Below are 258 nucleotides of genomic sequence, written 5' to 3' on the forward strand. Positions count from 1 at the left end.
GTGTTCACGCATTGTCTTATGCGCTAGGGCATGTAGGCGCTGAGCCGGATCTGCTTATCGTTCCGGGCTACTCTGCCAAGCGCATTGATGATGCGAAAAATCCGGTCGCTGATGCACTGGAACAAGTTTCCGAAAAGCTGAAGGCCGTTGCTATCTTCGACACCGGCGGTGTTTCTGCTGAAGACAGCCTTAAGTATCGTGCTGATTTCTCCTCCCGCTACACTTATCTGGTTGACCCTTTTGTTCGCGTTCACGACG

At 52.3% G+C, this 258-nt stretch carries 1 pseudogene; it reads left to right on the forward strand.

Annotated elements, in window-relative coordinates:
* Positions 1–258: pseudogene (locus HBA93_RS21970) on the forward strand (phage tail protein); the annotation flags it as partial.

This window comes from Ochrobactrum sp. SFR4 (assembly GCF_019730395.1).
GTDB lineage: Bacteria > Pseudomonadota > Alphaproteobacteria > Rhizobiales > Rhizobiaceae > Pseudochrobactrum.